This is a genomic window from Streptomyces sp. NPDC001604 (assembly GCF_042893475.1).
Taxonomy (GTDB): Bacteria; Actinomycetota; Actinomycetes; order Streptomycetales; family Streptomycetaceae; genus Streptomyces.
Map to the genome: position 1 here is coordinate 68,605 of NZ_JBIAUY010000005.1, position 19,043 is coordinate 87,647.

Genomic DNA, 19,043 nt, shown 5'->3' on the forward strand with positions numbered 1-19,043 from the left:
GCGTGCCAAACCTCCGGCCTCAACACCCGCGCCGGCCAGGCACTCACCGTTTACATCGCCGCCCCCTCGTCCCAGCCCTTCGGCGTCGGCCCGTGCGCATCCCAGGGCGTCATCGCCGCCGTGTCCACCAGGTGCCGCCTCCCCTCCGGTGGCGTCCGGGCCGGTGGGCTCTTCCGTGAGCCATCCCTGTGACCGTTCGTCCCAGGCTCCGGGGCTGTCCGGGGTGCCAGGGCGGTCCAGTGCTCCCAGGTCGCTCATCGCGCCCCCTCGGTGGCCGGCATCGGGGGTGTGGGTCGCGGCGTCGCGCGTACCGGGGTGGCCGTGGCCCAGCCGGGGCCGCCGCGGGCCACCACGCGCGCGTCCGGGTGGGTCCAGCGGCCGGGCAGGTGTGCCTCGGCGGGGACGGCGAACGGCTGGGGCTCTCCCGTGTGGTCGAGGACGACGCGGCGCACCGGGGTGCGTGAGACGACCTCCAGGTAAATGCCGTGAAATGCCGTGGTGTTCTGCTCGACGGTGAACAGTTCGAGCGCCCGCGCGCGTGCCGCGGCGCCCAGGCGCTCCCGGCGCTCGGGGTCACGCAGCAGCGCCAGGCAGGCCTCGGCGAGCGCCCGGGGGTTGCGCGGCGGTACGACGAGCCCCGTGCCCCCGATGACCTCCACGACCGCGCCGACGTCCGTGGAGACGGTCGCGCGGCCGCAGAACATCGCCTCGACGAGGCTGATCGGGAAGCCCTCGACGACACTGGACAGCACGGTCACGGCGCCGGCGGCGTACGCGTCGGCCAGGCTCGGCAGCTCCGGGCCGCCGATCTCCTCGAAGGACACGGGGTTGTCACCGACGGCGTGCAGCCCTGCCGCCTCGTCGGGGAAGAGCTGCGCGGCCAGCGCCCGGCAGTGCCCGAGGTAGGCCTCGCCGTCGGGGCCGTCCGGGGTACCGACGATCCGCAGCAGGGTCTTCGGCGCCTCCTTGCGGATCTCCGCGAACGCGTGCAGCAGCGACACCAGGTCCTTGGCGGGTTCGACGCGGCCGACCCAGACCAGCGTGTCGGGGTCCGCGGACTCCGGGGACTCACCGACCTCGGCGAAGCGGGAGGCGTCCATGCCCGGGTAGACCGTGCGGAGCTTCGCTCGGTCGGCGCCGCACCGTTCCTGCCAGCGGCGGGCGTGCGCGTTGCCGGGCGTGACGATCGTGGCGCGGTCGTAGATCTCGGCGGCGAGCCTGCCGTGGAAGGCGGCGAGCAGGGACCGTACGGCGGGCGGCGCGTCCGTGGCGGCGAGGTAGTGGGTGCGCAGTCGCACGCCGTACTCGGTGAGCAGCAGGGGTACGCCGTGGAAGTGGCGGGCGAGCAGCCCGGCCAGGGCCGCGGGCCCGCCGGACGTCGCGTGGCACAGGTCGGCCGAGCCGAGTCCGTCGTCCTCGTACCAGTCGAGCGAGAGGGGGCGCAGGGCTCGTTCCAGGTGGGCGGCGACGGCGAGCAGATCCGGTACGCGCGCTTCCCGCGCCGCTCCCAGGGCGCCCGGCGCACGACAGGCGCGCTCCAGGGCTCGTACGGCGGCCTCGGAGCGGAGCGCTCCCACCAGGCCGCGCTCGTCGCGGGCGAGTTCGGCGAGCCCGTACAGCGCGCTGCCGAAACGGTCCGCCTCAGTGGCCGAGGTCCCCTCCGAAGCGCCGGAAGGATCCCCGGCGTTCCCCGAGCACAGCGCGGCCGCCAACTCTCCGTAGCACTCGGCGAACCGGCGCCGCGCCCGGCGCCCGTAGCTCGTCCCGTCGTCCTCGGCCGTCCACAGCGGCGCCGTCCGTACCCGGCCGACCTGCGGCGGGAGCGCGACCCAGCCCTCGCGCTCCTGGCGCTCGCTGCGGCTGAGCGCGTAGACGTCGAACTCGTGCTGCCCGAGCCCACGCACGAGCCGGTCGCACCAGAGCCTGGCGTCACCGCTCACATACGGATAGCCACCCTCCGTAAGCAGTCCGATGCGCACGAACGCACCCCCGATCTCCCGTCTGGGGAGCCGCCGTTGACCCGGCGGCTCGCAGCGGGAAGAACGTATGCGGACAAGGCGGTGGCGCGACGGACGGTTGTCCATCGCGCCACCAAAAGGGGTGAACGGTCGTAACTTTCCCGTGCAGTTCGCGTTCGATCGCGCTACGAGATCAAGCAGTTACGTCAAGTCAGGCGGCGGCCAGTTCCCGCCGGGCGGCCCTGCGCCGGGCCGCGACCTGCGGGTCGAGTGCCGGTACGGCGGCGAGCAGCTGCTGCGTGTACGGCTCCTGGGGGTTGTCGTACACCTCGTCGGCGGGCCCGGACTCGACGATCCGGCCGCGGCACATCACCGCGACCCGGTCGCTGACCTGCCGTACGACGGCGAGGTCGTGGGCGACGAAGACGAGCGCGAGCCCGAGTTCGCGCTGCAGCTCGCCGAGCAGGGCCACCACCTGGGCCTGCGTGGTCACGTCCAGCGCGGAGACCGGCTCGTCGCAGACGATGACGCGCGGGTCGGCCGCGAGTGCCCGGGCGATGCCCACGCGTTGGCGCTGGCCGCCGCTGAACTCGTGCGGGTACCGGTCGTAGTGCGTCCCTTCGAGCCCCACGCGCTCCAGCAGTTCCGTCACGCGGTCCCGGATGGCCTTCTCGTTCCGCTCTCCACGCGCGCGTAGCGGATCGGCGATCGACTCGCCCACGCTGCGACGGGGGTTGAGGGAGGAGACGGGGTCCTGGAACACCATCTGGACGGCCGGATTCACGCCCACGCGCGCGTGCCCCTCGTAACGGACCTCACCCGCGGTCGGCTCCAACAGCCCGACCAGCATCCGCCCGAGTGTCGTCTTGCCGCTGCCGCTCTCGCCGACGACGCCGAGGGTCTCGCCGCGGCGGAGGGTCAGCGACACGTCGTCCACGGCGGCGAACGCCCGCTTGCCGCGCCCGAATTCGCGCCGCAGCCCGGCCGCCTCCAGGACCACGTCCCCGGTAGCGCCCGAAGAGACACCCCGGGCGTCCTCCGTCCCGGTGGCCGGGGAGGCAGCCTGGGTGCCCTCCGCCGAAGCGCTCGACGAGCCGCCGTCCCCCGAGGAGCCGGCCCGGGCGCCCCGCACCGGAGCACCCGAAGAGGCCGTCTCGCCGGCCCCGGACGCAGCACCCGCGGACAGCGGCCCGCCCTCCCCCGACGAACTGGGCTGCATGCCCTCCGCCGGAACCTCCGGCAGGGCGATCCCGCCGTGGCCCGCCGCGGACTGCGGGAGGGCCCCGGGTGTCGTCCGCCGCGCGTCCACGCGCGGGACCGCTGCCAGGAGGGCCCGTGTGTAGGGCTCCGTCGGCGCGTCCAGTACGTCCGTGACCGGTCCGTGTTCGACCACGCGCCCGTGCCGCATGACGAGGACCTCGTCGACGCTCTCGGCGGCGACGCCCACGTCGTGCGTGACGAGCAGCAGCCCCATGCCCGTCTCCTCGCGCAGGGTGTGCAGCAGGTCGAGGATCTGGGCCTGGACGGTGACGTCGAGCGCGGTGGTCGGCTCGTCGGCGATCAGCAGCTCGGGCTCGCAGGCGAGTGCCATGGCGATGAGTGCGCGCTGGCGCATGCCGCCGCTGAACTCGTGCGGCCGGGAACGGGACCGGCGCCGTGCATCCGGAATGCCCACCCGGTCGAGCACCTCCACCGCACGCGCGCGTGCCGCCCGTCGTGACCCGCGCGTGTGCACGCGGTACACCTCGGCGATCTGGTCGCCGATCGCGTAGTACGGGTCGAGGGACGACAGGGGATCCTGGAAGACCATCGCGGCCTTTGCGCCGCGCAGCCGCCGCAGTTCGTCGTCCGATGCGTGCTGTACGTCGGTGCCGGCGACCTCGATCGAGCCGCCGACCCGCGCGCCCGTGCCGCGGTGCAGCCCCAGCAGCGCCGCGGCGACGGTGGACTTCCCGGAGCCGGACTCGCCGACCAGGGCCAGGGCGGCGCCCTGTTCCAGGCGGAAGGAGAGGCCGTCGACGGCCCGCAGGTCGCCGAACTCGACGGAGATATCCGTGACTTGGACGAGACTCACGTCAGTACCACCCGTCGGTCGGCCACCGCGTACAGCACGTCCGCGACGGCGTTGGCGAGGACCACGAAGAAGCCGATCACCAGGACCATGCCGACGACGACCGGCAGGTCGACCACATTGACGGCGTGGACGAGTTCCTGGCCGATGCCGGGGAGGCCGAAGAGGGTCTCGGTGAGCACGGCGCCGCCGATCGCTGAGCCGACGTTGTTGGCGTTCAGCGCGATGACGGGCGCCAGCGCCCCGCGCAGCGCATGCCGTCCCACGATCGTCCGCTCCGCGACGCCGTAGGCCCGGAACGTGCGGATGTGGTCCTCGGCCAGGGTCTCCAGCATCGACGACCTGGTCAGCCGGGCGAACGCCGCGGCCTCGACGAGGGCGAGCGAGAGCCAGGGCAGGAGCAGGTTCCACGCCCACTGCTCGGGGTCGTCGGTGAAGTTCACGTACTGCGGGAAGGGCAGCAGTTGGAGTTCGCCGCAGACGACGATCATCAGGACCAGCCCGATGACGAAGACCGGCGTGGCCCAGCCCGCCAGGGTGAGGGCGGTCAGCACCCGCTCGGTGAGCCGGCCGCGCCGCCAGGCGGAGAGGACACCGGTACCGACGCCGAGCACCAGCCACAGCACCATCGCGCCGAGCACGAGCGAGAGGCTCACCGGGAGCTTCGTGAGGATGATGGCCATGACCTGCTGGTCGCTCTGGTAGGAGAGCCCGAGGCAAGGGGCCGGGCAGTGCTCCACCGAGGTGCCCGTGGAGTAGTCCTGGCCGATGACCAGGCCTTCCAGGAAGTGCCAGTAGCGCAGGTACAGCGGATCGCCGAGCTTCAGCTGCTGCGCCACCTGGTGCACCTGCTCCGGGGAGCAGCGCGGGCCGCAGGTGATCTGCGCGACGTTGCCGGGCGTGGCGTAGAAGACGACGTAGACGATCACCGAGATGGCCAGCAGGGTCACCACGGCGCCGAGGGTGCGACGCAGGAGGAAGCCTCCGAAGCCGCTCATGCGGTTTCCTCCTTGTCGGCCTTGGCCTCACGCCTGCTGCCCGTTCCGACGCTCAGGCGCGAGGCCGCGCGCGGGTCCAGGGCGACGCGGACACCGTCGCCGAGGACGGTCAGCGCGAGGACGGTGACGAACAGCGAGCCCGCCGGGAGCAGCAGGTACTGCGGGGCCGCCTGGTACCAGACGTCCGCTGCGGTGAGCATCTGTCCCCAGGACGGCGTCGGCGGCTTCACTCCGACGCCGAGGAAGGACAGGGCGGCCTCGATGCTGATGTTGACCGGCATGAGGATCGCTGCGTACGTGATGACCGGCGCGGCGAGCCCCGGCAGCAACTCCCTGCGGGCGATGCGCCAGGTGCCCCAGCCGCTGAGCCGCGCGGCGGAGACGTAGTCGAGCCCCTTCAGGGTGAGCGTCTGGGCGCGCACGATCTTGGCGATGTTGCCCCAGGCGATGAACCCGATGACCAGGGTGACCAGCACAGGTCGCGGGAAGCTCGCCGGGACGATCGCGAGCAGGGCCAACGACATGATCATCAATGGCATGGCGACGAAGATGTCGGTGATCCGGCTCAACAGTTGATCAACCCATCCACGGCCGAGTGCGGAGGCGATGCCCATCACCACACCCACGACGACCTGGATGACCGTCGCGGCGAGTGCGACCCCCAGCGAGACCCGCGCCCCGTACACCAGCCGGGCGAACAGATCCCGCCCGGTCTGCGGTTCGACACCGAGCCAGTGGTCCCCGCGGATGCCCCCGAAGGAGCCGGTCGGCACGCCGCCGCGCGCGGAGTCGACGAGCGAGGGGTGGTACGTGGTGGGGTCCTGGCCCTCGAGGGCGGTGAGGAGGGGTGCGGCGAGCGCGACCAGGACCAGCAGCGCGACGACGGCCGCCGCGACGAGGGCGGCGCGCTGCGTGCGCAGCCGACGCCAGAACAGACGGGCCCCCGAGGCCCCCGAGGAGGAGACCTCGGGGACCTGGGTGGCGACAAGTGCCTCGCTCACGGCGCTACTTCACCGCGACCTGCGAGATGTCCAGCACACCGGTCCAGTCGCTGATCACGACGTTCCTGATGTCCTTGCCGACCAGGCGCTTGTAGACCGGGTGGAACAGCGGCACGGTCAGCGCCTGCTCGCCGATCTTCTTGTCCAGTGCACCCCACCTCTTGGCGGCAGCGTCAAGATCGGTCAACTTGTTGATCGCGTCAATCTCGGCATTGACCGACTTGTCATTGAGCAGGCCCGAGTTGAAGTTCGCGCCGTCCTTCACGATCTGCCGGCCGTCGAAGATCGGAGCCAGGAAGGGACCGCCGGAGGGCCAGTCGGCACCCCAGTGGGCGAGGAAGAACCCGGGCTCGGTCTTCACGTTGTGGATCTTGTCCCGGTAGTCGTTGTCCTCCAGCCCCTGCAGCTTGACCGTGATGCCGGCCTGCTTGAGCGCGTCCTGGACGGCGGTCGCGATCTCCGGGCTGGTCTCGAAGTTCTTGGCGTTGGAGTGCGTCAGCGTGACGGTGAGCCCGTTCTTGTAACCGGCCTGCGCCAGCAGCTCCTTGGCCTTCGCCGGGTTGCCCGTCTTCCCCGCCGGGAAGAGGTCGTACGGCGTGTAGCCGAAGGACTTCTGGTCGGGCAGGTAGGTGGTGGCGGCCTCGGCGAGCGCGGAGCCGCCCGCCGCGTTGATCACGGACGACCGGTCGATGGCGTACGAGATCGCCTGCCGCACCTTGACGTTGTCGAACGGCTTGACGGTCGGGTTGAACGCTATGTAGTTCGTGTAGCCGAAGTGGCCGGTGCCGACGCGCGAGGCGAGCTCCTTGTCGCCCGTCACCTTGGCGAGTTCGGCCGGGCCGAGGTTGGTGTCCGTGGTGACGGCGGCCGCGTCCGCGCCCTGGGAGGCCGAGAGCCGCTGGTTGATCACGGACGAGTCCAGACCCGACTTCACGTCGACCTTGTCCGGGTAGGCCTTGCGCTCGGCGTCCGTCGCCGTCGACCAGTAAGGGTTGCGCTCGAGGAGGAGGTGCTCGCCGTTGTTCTCGTTCTTCACGACCTTGTACGGGCCGGACGAGACCGGGTGCTCCGCGTACTTCGTACCCGTGTCCTTGCTCTTCGGGACGGGCGTGAACTGCGTCTGCGTGGCCAGGTACGGGAACTCGCCCTCGGGCTTGTTCAGATGGAAGACGATGGTCCGGGCATCCGGCGTCTCGATCGCCGACAGGCCCTTCTTGTCCTTGTACGGCCCCTGGTAGTCCGCCGCGCCGACCAGCCAGTCCCTCAAGTAGGGGGCGCCGCCGGACAGTTCGGGCGCGAAGGAGCGCTCGATGCCGTACTTGATGTCGGCGGACGTGATCGCGGTGCCGTCCTCGTACTTGAGGCCCTTCTTCAGGGTGTACGTCCACACGGTCGCGTCCTTGTCGGGGCGCCCGGTGTCGGTGGCGAGGTCCGGGACGACCTTGGCACCGGCCGCGCCGTTCTCGCGGTTGCGGGTGGTGAGCGTACGGAAGACCAGGGAGGGGACGTTGCCGCCGCCGGAGGTGTACAGGCGGGCCGGGTCGAAGTTCTCCTGGGCGACGGAGTTCAGCACCGTGAGGGTGCCGCCCTTGTGCGGCGTGGAGTCGCCACCGGAGCCCTTGGCATCGTTGTCCTTCGGCCCGCAGGCGGCGGCGCCCGCTGCCAGGACCAGGCCTACGGATGCCGCGGCCACGCGGCGCGCTCTGACGGACGGTTGACGCATCGGAATGACGACCTCTCGGAGTGGTTCGGGCCGGTGAAACCAGGACAAGCCCGAATGGTGAGACGGATGGACGAGGAGTGAGACGGAAGCGAACAGACCTCTGCCCAGGCGTCAGGTCGTCGAAAACCGTGACCGAGTCACGGAGGGAGAAAGAGATGGCGACGCGAACGCCGAAGGGCGAGCGTCAGCGACAGTGGATGTCGGCCACGCAGAGCGGGGTCACGCCGATGAGCGCCAGCTCGATGGCGGCGCGGTCGGAGGCGTGGGGGGTCGACATGCCCAGAAATATGTATGAACTTTCTGCGCATGTCAACGTGACATATGAGGTGCCCGTCAACTCCCGGGATAAGGCCAGGGGTTGGGCAGACAGTGGATCCCGTCGTGGTCGAGGAACTTGGTCTGCTGCTGCATGACCGGCGCGAGCTGGCCGTTCCTGGTGCAGGTGACGTGGCTGTGGCCGAGCCGGTGACCCACCTCGTGATTGATCAACATCTGCCGGTAGGCGTGAATTTGATCACCGTACGTCTTCGATCCCTGCGCCCATCTGTATGCGTTGATCATCACACGCTCGGTGGCGGCCGAGTCGCACGAGACATTGTCCTCGGTCGTGTCGAGCCCGGACTTCGCGCACCATTTCGCGGTCGTCCCGGGGCTGGCGAGCGTGATCACGAAGTCGGGCTTGCCGGTGTAGATGCGCTCGAAGGTGCGGGCGCCGTGGTGGGCCCAGCTCCGGTCGTCGTTGAGTGTCTTCTGCACGGCTTCGGCGAAGAGCGCACCGTCGAGCCCGAGCCCCTGCTCCACGTCCACGCGGTAGGTGTACTTCTGCCCGGTGCCCGGCGCCTTGTCGAACCCCGGAACCGCATCGAACTTCCCCGACCCCTTGAGCGTGGCGCTGAGCGGGTACTTCTCCCCCATCGCCTGCGCGTACGTCAGCGTCGCCACGCCGGCCGAGGAGGTGGGCGACGGCCCCGAGTCCCGGGCGTCGCGTGCCTGGTCGGTGGCCGACCGCGTCCCGAGGTCGGTGGTCTCGCGTCCGTTGGTGACCTGGCCGGCGACGACGACGGCCAGCACGGTGGTGACGGCGGCCGCCGCGATACCGGTGAACGTCCGGCCCTTGCTGCCTCTGGTCTGCGCGGGTACGCCGGTGGGCGGCTCGTCGTCATCGGCCTCGGAGGGCACGCCGACACCGGTGCCGGGGCCCCGGTCGGTGACGGAGGCGTACTGGTCCGAGGCGTGCGCCGCGACAGCGGTGCGGGGCGCGAAGACGTCGTCGTCCTCGTCGAAGGCTTCGAGATAGTCCTGCCGCGGCCCACGGGACGCCGCCTGCCGCTGCCGCGGTATGGCCGCACCGGGACCGGTACCGCTGCCCGGCCCCCTCAACTCACCCCATCCGCCACCGGCTTCACGCTGCTCGGGGTGACCGCCGCGGACCTGGGGGGTGCCGTGCGCGGGGGTGCCGTCGGGGAACCGGGGCACCCCATGGGCAGGCGTACCGTCGCCCGTCCTCGGTGCCCCGTACCCCGGAGCCCGCTGCTGCCCGCCCGACGGCCCGGTCATCCGGCGGCCCCCCGCACCCATGTCAGCGGCGTCACCCTTCGCGGCGGCGGCGCCTCCGCGGCGGCTGTGGCGTCCCACGTCGACCCTCAGCTCCCCGCACTCTCGGCGGCGGCCTCGCCGTCGTCGACGACCGGACCACCTCCGTCGGGGGAAAACGCGGTCACCGGGTCACCGGCCGGGACTCCGCCGGCCAACTGTCCTGTCTCACCGAGGAGTTCGCAGAAGGCCCGGGCCACCGTGTCCGGGTACTCCATCATCGCCACATGCCCCGCGTCCGGCAGGGTGAGCAGCCGGGAGTCGCGGAAGGCGCGGGCCGCCCGCTGGGCCATGCGGAAGCCGACGAGCTGGTCCCGGCCGCCGTAGACGAGCAGGGTCGGGGCGAGGACGCGCTCGGCCTGGCGCCACAGGCCGTGCTGGCCACCCAGCGTGTAGGCGTTCACCACCCCGCGTGCGGAACGCGTCAAAGCGTCCCAGAAGTACGGCAGTTGGAGGCGCCGTTCCATCTCCTCGACCGCATTGCGGAAACCTTCCGGCGTCACCCGCCCGGGGTCGCCGTAGCAGAGCGCCGTGACCCCGCGGACCCGCTCCTCCGCGGACCACTCCTTGGTGAACCGGGTGAAGAGCGCGGTGACACCGGGCAGCGCCAGCAGCGCCGTGGGGACCGCGGTCCGCTGGACGCGGATCTCCGGGAGCGCCGGCGACACCAGCGTGAGCGTCCGCACGAGGTCGGGCCGCAGGGCCGCGACGCGGGTGCTGACGGCACCGCCGAGCGAGTTGCCGAACAGGTGCACGGGCCCGCGTCCGGCCGCGTCGAGGAAACGGATGACCGCGCGCGCGTGCCCGGTCACCGAGTAGTCGCCGTCGTCCGGCGGCGGGGAGTCGCCGAAGCCCGGCAGGTCGATCGCCTCGCCGTCGACGACGCCCTCCAGCTGCTGCATCAGCGCCGACCAGTTCTGCGAGGAGCCGCCGAGGCCGTGGACGTACAGCGCGGGCGGCAGTCCCTCACGGGCCGGCGGTCTCGACCGCACCGACAGCGTGATCCCCGGCAGCCCGACCGACCTGAGCCGCTCACCGTCCGCGACCCTGACGGGCGCCACCTTCGGGAGCGCTGTGGTCGCCGGCACGGAGGGCAGCTCGGTCGAAGACATGCGGCAATGTTACGAGACGATCACGCAGTGACTCATGTGTTCGCCGTCACAGATCGCATGCGCAACACATAGCGTCCGGATCGGGTGTCTCCTAGGCTCGTAAAGAGGGCACCCGCTGTGGTCCCTGCTTCTTCCAGGGACAGTCGTAGGAAGGGAGCCCAGCCATGGCCGTAGACCCCACCGACCCCGAGACGTTCGAGGACGAGGACGCGCAGGAAGCCCAGGAGATCGACGTCGAGGCCCCCGAGAACGACGCCGCGGAACAGCACACCGGGCTGGCGCCCGACCGCGACGAACCCCTCGAGGACGTGGACCCGGCCCGTGCGAACGAGGCCGACCTCGTCGAGCAGCGCCGTGTCGTCTCCATCGACGAGGACGACTACCGCTGACAAGCGCTTACGGGGCGGCGGAGGGCGGCGCTGAGCTGGAACGGGGTGACCCGCTGCCCGCTTCGGCGTGCTCTGAAACCCTTTGTACGGCTTTCGCCGCCGTCCGGTCCGTGAAATTCTGCGCTCGCACCGCGCACGACAGGGTTACCGAAAAGTACGATGGCCGCGCGGCGCACACCGCATGTGGACGATTTTGGGAGGCGGCGTGACAGCCATCGAGCAGACAGAGGCGGCACGCCCGCGGGGCACGCGCCTGCCGCGCCGTGCCCGACGGAACCAGTTGCTGGGCGCCGCACAGGAAGTCTTTGTGGCGCAGGGGTACCACGCGGCCGCGATGGACGACATCGCGGAGCGCGCCGGCGTCAGCAAGCCGGTGCTCTACCAGCACTTCCCGGGCAAGCTCGACCTCTATCTCGCGCTGCTGGACCAGCACTGCGAGTCGCTGATCGGGGCGGTTCGCGGGGCACTCGCCTCGACGAGCGACAACAAGCAGCGCGTGCGGGCGACGATGGACGCCTACTTCGCATACGTCGAGGACGACGGCGGTGCCTTCCGCCTGGTCTTCGAGTCGGACCTGACGAACGAGCCCGCGGTGCGCGAGCGCGTCGACAAGGTCACGAACGAGTGCGCGGAGGCGATCCGTGACGTGATCGCCGAGGACACCGGCCTCTCACCCGCGGAGGCGATGCTGCTGGCCTCCGGTCTCGGCGGCCTCGCCCAGGTGGTGGCCCGGTCCTGGCTGCACAGCGACCGCAGCGTGCCGCGCGACCAGGCGGTGCAGCTGCTGACCTCGCTCGCCTGGCGCGGTATCGCGGGCTTCCCGCTGCACGGCACCGAACAGCACCACTGACCCGCACGCGCGCGTACAGGCCGTTTGTTCCCGTCCGCTGTTCGCTCCTGGCGTGCAGGCGCGGAGGGTGTACGTCCCCTCACCGGGCTAATGTGTGCTGGGTACGGCGCGTAAAGGTCGCGCACTTCACTGACCGTCGGAGGGACATAGCCGTGGAGGTCAAGATCGGCGTGCAGCACGCGCCCCGCGAGATCGTTCTGGAGAGCGGTCAGAGTGCCGAGGAGGTCGAGCGGGTCGTGGCCGAGGCACTGGCCGGGAAGTCACAGCTGCTGACCCTCGTGGACGAGCACGGCCGCAAGGTCCTCGTCCCGGCCGAGCGCCTCGCCTACGTCGAGCTCGGCGAGCCGGCCCCGCGCAAGGTGGGTTTCGGAGCGCTGTAGGCACACAACAGCACATCACTGGAGAGGGGCCCGGCGACCGATGGTCGCCGGGCCCCTCTCGCTTCCCCCCGAGATTTTTTTCTCCACAACTGGAGCACAAGTCGCGCACAGGGGAGGATTGCATTCCGCAGGTCACGGGTATGACGGGCTACGACCGTGATCGGCAGTGTGGCCGTGTGGGAGGGACTCCATGATGTTGTTCGAAGCGCTCGGCTCCGCACTTCTCGGTCTCGTGCTGGCAGGGGCGGCGATCCACCGTCTTTCCGAGCGTCTGCCCACCCGTTCGCTGGTGCTCGCGACCGGTGTGGCCGGCGCCCTCTTCGGCGCCTTCGTCACCCACAGCGCGCTGGACCCGGGCAACTTCCTGCTGATCCTGCTCGGCGCGGCGATCGTCTCCGCGGCCTCGCTCTCCCTGCTGGTGCGCCCGGCCGGGAGACTCCGCCGGCGATCAGCGCCGGCGTAATCCCGACCGGGACGACGAGGAAGACCGGGACGACGAGGAAGACCGGGACGACGAGGAAGACCGGGACGACCGGGACGACCGGGACGACCGGGGAAGCGAAAGCTAGGCGGCGAGCCCCAGGGCGGCCATCCGCTTGGTGTGGGCCTCGGTGATCCGCGAGAACATCCGGCCGACCTCGGCGAGGTCGAAGCCGTCCGCGACGCCGCCGACGAGCATCGTCGACAGCGCGTCGCGGTCCGCGACCACCCGCTGGGACTGGGACAGGGCCTCGCCCATGAGACGCCGGGCCCACAGGGCGAGACGGCCGCCCACGCGCGGGTCGGCGTCGATCGCGGCGCGCACCTTCTCCACGGCGAAACCGGCGTGCCCGGTGTCGTCGAGGACGGCCAGCACCAGCTCACGCGAGTCCGAGTCGAGCCGTGCGGCGACCTCGCGGTAGAAGTCACTGGCGATCGAGTCGCCGACGTAGGCCTTCACGAGCCCCTCCAGCCAGTCCGAGGGCGCCGTCTGCTTGTGGAAGCCGTCCAGCGCGGCGACGAACGGCTCCATCGCGCGCGTGGGCTCCTCGCCGATCTCCGTGAGCCGGTCGCGCAGCCGCTCGAAGTGGTGGAACTCCGCCGAGGCCATCTTGGCCAGCTCCGCCTTGTCCGCCAGCGTCGGCGCCAGCTTGGCGTCCTCCGCGAGCCGCTCGAACGCCGCGAGTTCGCCGTACGCGAGGGCACCGAGGAGGTCGACGACCGCTGCCCGGTACTGGGGGTCCGCGGAGGCCCGGCCCCAGTCCTGGGCGGCCACTCCGGTCTGCTCGGCGGGTGCGTCAGAGGTGTTGTCAGGCGTCGTCATGAAGCGCACAATAGTCCGCTTGCCGAGCCCTGGAAGTCCCTGGTCAATCAGTGTGATGACGGCTACGTGACCAAATCGGCCATCGCATGTGCGTGATTCCGGGGTATGGTGGTAATGCGCCTGCCGAGTACTCGACGGGCCGCACGTATGAGGATGCCCGGTCGGTGGCCCGATCGGCTCCGACCCGACAGCCCTCCAAGCCCGTACGGCACATTGCGTACGGCGTCCGGAGGGACACCCTCAGCGGTACGAGCGCTAGAGCGTCGGCAGTGGTCCCGTGCCCTACGGCAAGCCCGTAAGGCAGCCGACGTCCCCGGCACGGTCCGTCAAAGACCCCCCGCGCTCGCCTCGCACCGCGCACACAGAAGAGGCAGCACCCTGACTACCACGTTCAGAGATCTCGGCATCCTTCCCGAGACCGCCGAGGCCCTCGAGGCCGTCGGCATCATCACCCCCTTCCCCATCCAGGAGATGACCCTCCCCGTCGCCCTCTCCGGCACGGACGTCATCGGCCAGGCCAAGACCGGCACCGGCAAGACACTGGGCTTCGGCCTCCCGCTCCTCGAGCGCGTCACCGTCCCCGCGGACGTGGAGGCGGGCCGCGCGAAGCCCGAGGACCTCACCGACACCCCGCAGGCGCTCGTCGTCGTCCCCACGCGCGAGCTGTGCACACAGGTCACCAACGACCTGCTGACCGCGGGCAAGGTGCGCAACGTACGCGTTCTCGCCATCTACGGCGGCCGGGCCTACGAGCCCCAGGTCGAGGCCCTCAAGCAGGGCGTCGACGTGGTCGTCGGCACCCCGGGCCGGCTGCTGGACCTCGCGGGCCAGAAGAAGCTCAACCTCAAGCACGTCAAGGCGCTCGTCCTCGACGAGGCCGACGAGATGCTCGACCTGGGCTTCCTGCCCGACGTCGAGAAGATCATCAACCTGCTGCCGGCGCGCCGTCAGACGATGCTGTTCTCGGCGACCATGCCGGGCGCGGTCATCGGTCTCGCGCGCCGCTACATGTCGCAGCCCACGCACATCCGCGCCACCGCGCCGGACGACGAGGGCGCGACGGTCGCGAACACCTCGCAGCACGTGTACCGCGCGCACAACATGGACAAGCCCGAGATGGTCGCGCGCATACTGCAGGCCGAAGGCCGGGGACTGGCCATGGTCTTCTGCCGTACCAAGCGCACCGCGGCCGACCTCGCCGACCAGCTCAAGCAGCGCGGCTTCGCGGCCGGCGCGGTCCACGGCGACCTCGGCCAGGGCGCCCGCGAGCAGGCGCTGCGCGCCTTCCGCAACGGCAAGGTGGACGTCCTCGTCTGCACCGACGTCGCCGCCCGCGGCATCGACGTCGAAGGCGTGACGCACGTCATCAACTACCAGTCTCCCGAAGAGGAGAAGACGTACCTGCACCGCATCGGCCGTACGGGCCGCGCGGGCGCCAAGGGCATCGCGATCACGCTCGTCGACTGGGACGACATCCCGCGCTGGCAGCTGATCAACAAGGCGCTGGAGCTGAGCTTCAACGACCCGCCGGAGACGTACTCCACGTCCCCGCACCTCTTCGAGGAACTGAACATCCCCGCGGGCACCAAGGGTGTTCTGCCGCGCGCCGAGCGCACGCGTGCCGGGCTGGACGCGGAGGAGCTCGAGGACCTGGGCGAGACCGGCGGCCGCGGTGCACGCGGCGGTCGCGGTGGCCGCCCCGAGCGGGGTGGCCGGGGCGAGTCCCGGTCCACCGAGCGCGAGCGCGCGGAGCGTACGCCGCGTCGCCGCCGTCGTACGCGCGGTGGGGCGCAGTTGGACGCCACGGCCACTCCGGAGGCTTCGACGGCGGTCTCGCCGTCCGAGGAGGCCACCGGTCCCCGCACCCCGCGTCGCCGTCGCCGCACCCGCGGCGGTTCGGCCCCGGAGCCGGTGTCGGCCACGACCACGGCCCCCGAGGCCGCGGAGGCCGCCGTCACGACGGCGGAGGGCCCCGCGCTGGACGCCCCCGAGGCCCCGTCGACGCCGCGCCGCCGCCGCACCCGCAGGTCCGCGGAGAGCACGCCGGCCGCGGAGGCGCTTGCCGTTGAGGCCCCGGCGACACAGGAAGCCCCGGCCCCCACGGAGCCCGAGGCCCCCGTCGCGGCACCGCGCCGCCGTACCCGCAAGGCCACGGCCGCCGCCGAGGCCGCGGTGGACACCGCCGAGGCCACCGAGGCGAAGCCGCGCACCCGGACCCGCAAGGCCACGGCCGCCGCGGAGACCGCGGTCGCCACCGCCGAGGGCACCACCGAGTCGGCCCCGGAGCCGACGGAGGCCGCACCGCGCCGCCGCACCCGCAAGGCGACGGTTGCCGCGGAGCCCACGGTCGACACGGCCGAGGCCACGGAGGCCAAGCCGCGCACCCGGACCCGCAAGACGGCCGCTGCCGCGGAGACCGCGGTGGACACCGCCGAGGCCACCGAGGCCAAGCCGCGCACCCGCACCCGCAAGGCCACGGCCGCCGCGGAGACCGCGGTCGACACGGCGGAAGCCACCGAGGCCAAGCCCCGCACCCGCACCCGCAAGGCCACGGCTGCCGCGGAGCCCACGGTCGACACGGCCGAGGCGACCGAGGCCAAGCCCCGCACCCGCACCCGCAAGGCGACAGCCGCTGCAGAGGCCGCCGTCGACACCGCCGAGGCCAAGCCGCGCCGCACCCGCAAGACGGCCGCCACCGCGGAGACCGCGGTGGACACGGCGGAAGCCACCGAGGCCAAGCCCCGCACCCGTACCCGCAAGGCCGCCGCCGTGGCGGAGATCCCGGCGCAGGCCGCCGAGGAGCCCGAGGCCAAGCCGCGGACGCGGAAGGCGGCGGAGGCCGTGGTCGACACCGTCGAGGGCACGGACGCCAAGCCGCGCACCCGGGCCCGCAAGACGGCCGCCGCCGCGGAAACCGCCGAGGCCGCGCCCCGTCGGCGTACCCGCAAGGCCGCCGAGTCCGCCGACGCCGCCCCGGCGCCGGAGGTGGCGAACCCGCGTCGTACCCGCAAGGCGGCGGCTGCCGCCGAGGCCGCGGTCGACACGGAGGCCAAGCCGCGCACCCGGACCCGCAAGGCCACGGCCGCCGCGGAGACCACCGAGGCCAAGCCCCGCCGTACCCGCAAGGCCGCCGCCGTGGCCGAGATCCCGGCGCAGGCCGCCGAGGAGCCCGAGGCCAAGCCGCGCACCCGTGCCCGCAAGGCCGCGGTACCCGCCGAGGCCGCTGCCGAGGCGAAGCCCAGGGTGCGTCGCACGCGGAAGGCCACGGCCGCAGCGGAGCCCACGGAGAGCTGATGCGCTCACTCACCGACGGCCCGGTCCCCCCGCCTCACGGGAGGGGCCGGGCCGTCGGCCTGTGCGCCCACGGCTGGATGCCGCAGCCCGTCACCGTCCCCGACACCCGAGGCGGATAACCTCACCCCATGAGCAGGCCCCCGACCTTCACCCCGCCTCCCGGCGCCCGCGCGTACTCGCTGCGGACCGCGCGCGGGGAGTTCGCCGTCGTCGACGCGCCCGTGGCGGACGGCGTCGCCGCCAAGGGAACCGCGCTGCTGCTGCCCGGGTTCACCGGCAGCAAGGAGGACTACAACCCACTGCACGAGCCGCTCGCGGCCCGCGGTTACCGGACCGTCGCGGTGGACGGACGGGGCCAGTACGAGTCCGACGGTCCCGAGACCGACGAATCGGCCTATGCCCAGAGCGAGTTGGCGCGGGACGTGCTCGCCCAGGCCGCCGCGCTCGGCACCCCCGTGCACCTGGTCGGCCACTCCCTCGGCGGGCAGATCGCACGAGCAGCGGTCCTGCTGGACCACACCCCGTTCCTGTCGCTCACCCTCATGGCCTCCGGCCCTGCCCAGATCTCCGGCTCCCAGCAGCAGCGCGTCAAGCTGCTCCGTGACGCTCTCGCCGTGATGAGCATGGCCGAGGTGTGGGAGGCGATCCAGGCCATGGAGGCGCCGGAGGAGACCGAGACCGGCGAGCCCGGGGAACTGGACGGCGGCCTCGACGACCAGGACGACCTGCGGCGCCGCTGGCTCGGCAACAAGCCCGCCCAACTCCTCGCGACGGGCCGCCAGTTGTGCGTCGAACCGGACCGCGTGGCCGAACTGGCCGCCGTACCGCTGCCGTTCCACGTCCTGTCGGGTTCCAGCGACGACACCTGGCCGGTACCCCTGCTCGACGACATGGCGCGGCGCCTGCGCGCGCACCGCACCGTCGTCCAGGGCGCCGAACACTCCCCCAACACCGACCGGCCCCTCGACACGGCCCGCGCCTTCGCGGACTTCTGGGACCGCAACAACCCGAGCCGGTAGCCGCTAGTACTGCCCCTGCAGGTGCTCCCAGAACCCGTCCCGCAGCGCGCGCCGCAGGTCCGCCTGGCCGCGCAGGGAGTACTGCAGCAGCCCCTCCGCCTCCACCAGCAGGTCCTGGTCCACCGAGCCCGGCAGATAGGGGTGGCCGGGCAGCAGTTCCGCCAGGGAGTCGCGGCCCCGCGCGGCCAGCCACTTCGCCGCGATCTGCGCACCGACGAAGCGGACGTCGTCACGGCCGGGCCGGGCGGCGGTGGCCTCGTAGGCGGCCCCGGTGCGCCGGGAGACGTACGGCTTGAAGAAGTCGAGGTCGAGGGTGCGCTGGCTGTCGACCTCCCAGAGCAGGGGCTCCGCCTGGTTGCGCCCCTCGGGGGCCTCGATGCCCCACAGGTGGACGCGCGCCCCGTACCCCTGCGCCGCCTCGACCGCCGACACCAGGTCCTCGTCACCGCCCAGCAGTGCCGCATCGCTGATCGCCCGGTGTCTGGCGAGTGACTCCAGATCCGTCCTGATCAGCGAGTCGACGCCCTTCTGCTGGTTGTTGGCGTTCAGGTTGCCCAGCCGGACCTTCACATCGGGGAGTTCGGCGATCGACTGCTGCTCGCCGGTGTGGATGCGGCGCCGCGCGCCGTCGTACCAGTAGACGCGGAGCAGCCGGCTGTCCGCGAAGATCGTGCGGGCCCGGTCGATCAGCGCCTCGATCAGGCCCTCGGCGTCCAGGTCGAAGGCGCGACGGTCCTCCGTCCCCGCCACCAGTCGGCCCGCGGCCGCATACAGGTACCCCGCGTCGACGAAGATCGCATGGGTCGAGGGCGTCTTCGCCACCTCGGCGAGCATTCGCTGCAGCAGCTCGTTCGTGCGGTCGATGCGGGCGCTGAGGGCCGCGAGGTCGTCGTTCATCGCCTTCATTGTCCCGGCGGTCACGCTGCGAACACAACTGGTCCCGATCGGTCTCCCCTGCCTCCGTGGCGGTTCCTTACCGGCGAGTAGTTAGACGTTCGAAAAATTTCTTTAGCGTAGGGAATGTTTGTAACACGCAGCCCGTTGACTGTCATGGAACACAGCGAGACGAAGGGAGAGGCCATGCGCTTCGAAATCATGCGACTCGACGAGGTCGACGGCACGACCGTGGACAGCACCGTCGTGGACGCCGCCTCCGTCAACCGGATCGTTCAGCAGGCCGCGGCCATCGGGCAGCGCCTCTGGATCCGTCCGGCCGAGGACTCGGCCGCGTAACACCGACGCGAAGACGTAACGCCAAAGACGCAACGACGAGGACGCGGATCACCGCAGCAGCTTCAGAGCCCCCGTACGGCATCGACGCCGTGCGGGGGCTCTGCGCATGCCCGGCGCCC

The 19,043-nt window shown here is 71.7% G+C and carries 17 protein-coding genes; 7 read left to right on the forward strand and 10 right to left on the reverse strand.

Going from position 1 to position 19,043, the window contains the following annotated elements:
• Positions 1–254: 254 nt before the first annotated feature.
• The 8 genes from ACFY1E_RS16240 to ACFY1E_RS16275 all read right to left on the reverse strand — a co-directional run bounded on the left by ACFY1E_RS16240 (position 255) and on the right by ACFY1E_RS16275 (position 10,456).
• Positions 255–1,979 (reverse strand): DUF3492 domain-containing protein, encoded by a 1,725-nt coding sequence (locus ACFY1E_RS16240; RefSeq protein ID WP_389076153.1) that lies wholly within the window; start codon positions 1,977–1,979, stop codon positions 255–257.
• Between the two features lie 190 nt (positions 1,980–2,169).
• Positions 2,170–4,032: a dipeptide ABC transporter ATP-binding protein gene (locus ACFY1E_RS16245; RefSeq protein ID WP_389076155.1), complete on the reverse strand. Its 1,863-nt coding sequence runs from the start codon at positions 4,030–4,032 to the stop codon at positions 2,170–2,172.
• On the reverse strand, positions 4,029–5,027 hold the full coding sequence (locus ACFY1E_RS16250; protein ID WP_389076157.1) for an ABC transporter permease: 999 nt from the start codon (positions 5,025–5,027) through the stop codon (positions 4,029–4,031). The genes ACFY1E_RS16245 and ACFY1E_RS16250 overlap by 4 nt, the downstream gene beginning before the upstream one ends.
• Positions 5,024–6,028, reverse strand: a complete 1,005-nt coding sequence (locus ACFY1E_RS16255; RefSeq protein WP_389076159.1) for an ABC transporter permease — start codon at positions 6,026–6,028, stop codon at positions 5,024–5,026. Before ACFY1E_RS16255 ends, ACFY1E_RS16250 begins: the two co-directional genes overlap by 4 nt.
• A 4-nt stretch (positions 6,029–6,032) precedes the next feature.
• A complete protein-coding gene (locus ACFY1E_RS16260) occupies positions 6,033–7,751 on the reverse strand; it encodes an ABC transporter substrate-binding protein (RefSeq protein WP_389076161.1) in 1,719 nt (572 codons plus the stop codon).
• Positions 7,752–7,935: 184 nt separating this feature from the next.
• A complete protein-coding gene (locus ACFY1E_RS16265) occupies positions 7,936–8,028 on the reverse strand; it encodes an Ms4533A family Cys-rich leader peptide (protein WP_311736786.1) in 93 nt (30 codons plus the stop codon).
• A gap of 56 nt (positions 8,029–8,084) precedes the next feature.
• Positions 8,085–9,329: a DUF3152 domain-containing protein gene (locus tag ACFY1E_RS16270; protein WP_389076934.1), complete on the reverse strand. Its 1,245-nt coding sequence runs from the start codon at positions 9,327–9,329 to the stop codon at positions 8,085–8,087.
• 65 nt (positions 9,330–9,394) lie between these two features.
• Entirely contained in the window at positions 9,395–10,456 is a 1,062-nt protein-coding gene (locus ACFY1E_RS16275) for an alpha/beta fold hydrolase (RefSeq protein ID WP_389076164.1), read from the reverse strand.
• A 164-nt stretch (positions 10,457–10,620) separates the two neighbouring features.
• Between ACFY1E_RS16275 and ACFY1E_RS16280 the strand changes: the two genes are divergently transcribed.
• From ACFY1E_RS16280 to ACFY1E_RS16295, 4 genes are all read left to right on the forward strand, one after another.
• Entirely contained in the window at positions 10,621–10,845 is a 225-nt protein-coding gene (locus ACFY1E_RS16280) for a hypothetical protein (protein WP_389076166.1), read from the forward strand.
• Positions 10,846–11,050: 205 nt separating this feature from the next.
• Positions 11,051–11,695, forward strand: a complete 645-nt coding sequence (locus ACFY1E_RS16285; protein ID WP_115906081.1) for a TetR/AcrR family transcriptional regulator — start codon at positions 11,051–11,053, stop codon at positions 11,693–11,695.
• A 152-nt stretch (positions 11,696–11,847) separates the two neighbouring features.
• The gene (locus tag ACFY1E_RS16290) at positions 11,848–12,075 is read left to right on the forward strand and encodes a DUF3107 domain-containing protein (protein ID WP_030929216.1); all 228 of its coding nucleotides are present in this window, start codon (positions 11,848–11,850) and stop codon (positions 12,073–12,075) included.
• A gap of 193 nt (positions 12,076–12,268) precedes the next feature.
• On the forward strand, positions 12,269–12,538 hold the full coding sequence (locus tag ACFY1E_RS16295; RefSeq protein ID WP_389076936.1) for a hypothetical protein: 270 nt from the start codon (positions 12,269–12,271) through the stop codon (positions 12,536–12,538).
• Positions 12,539–12,640: 102 nt separating this feature from the next.
• Here the strand turns inward: ACFY1E_RS16295 and ACFY1E_RS16300 are convergent, their stop codons facing one another.
• Positions 12,641–13,378, reverse strand: coding sequence for a ferritin-like fold-containing protein (locus ACFY1E_RS16300; protein WP_351483548.1), 738 nt, complete (start codon positions 13,376–13,378; stop codon positions 12,641–12,643).
• A gap of 471 nt (positions 13,379–13,849) precedes the next feature.
• Here ACFY1E_RS16300 and ACFY1E_RS16305 point away from each other — a divergent pair, with 471 nt between their 5' ends.
• Together ACFY1E_RS16305 and ACFY1E_RS16310 are read left to right on the forward strand one after the other, a co-directional pair.
• Positions 13,850–16,672, forward strand: coding sequence for a DEAD/DEAH box helicase (locus ACFY1E_RS16305; protein ID WP_389076169.1), 2,823 nt, complete (start codon positions 13,850–13,852; stop codon positions 16,670–16,672).
• Positions 16,673–16,800: 128 nt separating this feature from the next.
• The gene (locus tag ACFY1E_RS16310; protein ID WP_389076171.1) at positions 16,801–17,691 is read left to right on the forward strand and encodes an alpha/beta fold hydrolase; all 891 of its coding nucleotides are present in this window, start codon (positions 16,801–16,803) and stop codon (positions 17,689–17,691) included.
• Positions 17,692–17,694: 3 nt separating this feature from the next.
• Here the strand turns inward: ACFY1E_RS16310 and ACFY1E_RS16315 are convergent, their stop codons facing one another.
• Complete coding sequence (locus ACFY1E_RS16315; protein WP_389076173.1) at positions 17,695–18,588, reverse strand: NYN domain-containing protein; 894 nt, start codon at positions 18,586–18,588, stop codon at positions 17,695–17,697.
• A gap of 183 nt (positions 18,589–18,771) precedes the next feature.
• Between ACFY1E_RS16315 and ACFY1E_RS16320 the strand changes: the two genes are divergently transcribed.
• Positions 18,772–18,924 carry a hypothetical protein gene (locus ACFY1E_RS16320; RefSeq protein WP_344405444.1) on the forward strand — a complete coding sequence of 51 codons (153 nt, stop codon included), beginning with the start codon at positions 18,772–18,774 and terminating at the stop codon, positions 18,922–18,924.
• The last annotated feature ends 119 nt before the right edge of the window (positions 18,925–19,043 follow it).